The sequence below is a fragment of the Streptomyces sp. NPDC051133 genome, assembly GCF_040682635.1.
Classification (GTDB): domain Bacteria; phylum Actinomycetota; class Actinomycetes; order Streptomycetales; family Streptomycetaceae; genus Streptomyces.
In genome coordinates, this window is record NZ_JBFBBK010000215.1 from 1 (window position 1) to 1,733 (window position 1,733).

2 protein-coding genes are annotated in these 1,733 nt (G+C 68.1%); one reads left to right on the forward strand and one right to left on the reverse strand.

Going from position 1 to position 1,733, the window contains the following annotated elements; genetic code table 11:
- Positions 1 to 550, reverse strand: a 550-nt coding sequence (locus tag AB0N17_RS46520; protein WP_366017709.1) for a plasmid pRiA4b ORF-3 family protein, incomplete at its 3' end; no start/stop codon positions are given.
- A gap of 54 nt (positions 551 to 604) precedes the next feature.
- On the opposite strand from AB0N17_RS46520, the gene AB0N17_RS46525 reads away from it, so the two are divergent.
- Positions 605 to 1,702 carry an IS630 family transposase gene (locus AB0N17_RS46525; protein WP_366017710.1) on the forward strand — a complete coding sequence of 366 codons (1,098 nt, stop codon included), beginning with the start codon at positions 605 to 607 and terminating at the stop codon, positions 1,700 to 1,702.
- Positions 1,703 to 1,733: the final 31 nt, after the last annotated feature.

Genomic DNA, 1,733 nt, shown 5'->3' on the forward strand with positions numbered 1-1,733 from the left:
CGAACTGGTCGGCAGAGTCAAGGCCCAGCCATTCCAGGCGGTCTTCGTGTTCTTCGTGGTGGGGATCGGCAAGGATCTCGATGAGGTAGTCGTATCCCCACATGCCGCCGCAGTCCTCGGGCGGGCAAGCTCGGCGGCCGGTGAGACATCGGGGGTAAGCGGTGTCCGGCTCGGGCTCGGTGATGTCCTCGATGAGGATGTCGTGTTCCCAGTCGTCGCCGAAGTCGTAGGTGTAGCGGAGCCGGTCGCCGGTGCGGGCAGCGACCTGGCGGAGCTGCTTGGAGGCGGCGCTGCGGATGCCCAGGTCACGGTCGGCAGTGCCGTATCGGTCCCGTCCGCTTTCGAAGGCCCACATGTGGTAGTCCTCCCAGCCGAAAGCGGCCTGGATGACGTCGTGCAGCTGGCGCAAGGTGATGCCGGACGGCACTTCCAGGCGGCGCCAGATCGGAGGCCGGGAGTCCCGCAAGGTGATCTTGATCTTGTGGACGGTCTTGCTCGGCGCCGTCCGCGAGGCCGGCTTCGCACTCCTGCTGTTCGCCATGGCGGCCATCCTGCCACCCATCCTCACCGCCTTCCGGCGGGCGTGTGGCCCTCGCCGACGACAATGATCAACGCCACTGATAGAGCCGCGGGAGTGGGGGCGTGTGCCGTGGAAAGTCCGTTCCAGGTGGCCTGGGGCAGTGAAGAGCGCGCGTTACTGGAGGAGTTGACGCGCTCGCGGACTGCGCCGTTGCGCCGGGTGCAGCGGGCCCGGGCCGCACTGGCCTATGCAGACGGTGACGCGAACGCGGCTGTTGCCCGCGCGCTTGGCCTGCATCTGGACACCGTGCGGCGCTGGCGCAAGCGGTTCGCCGCCGAGGGGATGGCCGCGCTGGAGGACCGGCCCCGCCCGGGCCGCGCCCGCCGCTACGGCCCCGACGTGCACCTGGCCATCGTCGCCACCGTCACCTCCGCCCGGCCCGACACCGACAGCCAGTGGACCCATCGATCCATCGCTCATCGCCTGGCCTCTACCGGGATCTCAGCGTCCCAGGTCGGGCGGATCCTGGCCGACCTGGATCTCAAACCGCACCTGGTGCGGGGCTGGCTCACCCGACCGGAGGACCCGGACTTCTACGCCAGGGCCACCGAGGTGTGCGCGCTCTACCTGCGCCGCCCGCCCCACTCGATAGTGCTCAGTGTGGATGAGAAGACCGCGATGCAGGCTCGCTCGCGACGTCATCCGACCCGGCCGGCCCGCCCCGGCCAGATCGAGCGGCGCGAGTTCGAGTACCGCAGGCACGGCACCGCCTCCATCGTCGCGGCCCTGGACGTGCACACCGGGCAGGTCCTGGCCGAGGACATCACCCGCAACAACTCGGCCGCCTTCATCCGCTTCCTGCGACTGCTGGATCAAAGCATCGACCCGGCCCTGACCATCCACCTGGTACTCGACAACGGGTCGTCCCATGTCTCGAAGGCGACCCGGGCCTGGCTGGCAGCGCATCCAAGATTCACCGTCCACCACACGCCCAAACACGCCTCGTGGCTCAACCAAGTCGAGATCTTCTTCTCGATCCTGGCCCGCCGACTGCTGCGACGCGGTGAGTTCACCTCGCGCCAGGACCTAATCGACCAGATCCACAACTTCACCCTCGCCTACGACGATGAGGCTCAGCCGTTCCGCTGGACCTACGACGGCACCCCACTTAAAGCCGCATGACCCCCGCAAGATCAATGCGGCGCTGCACTAG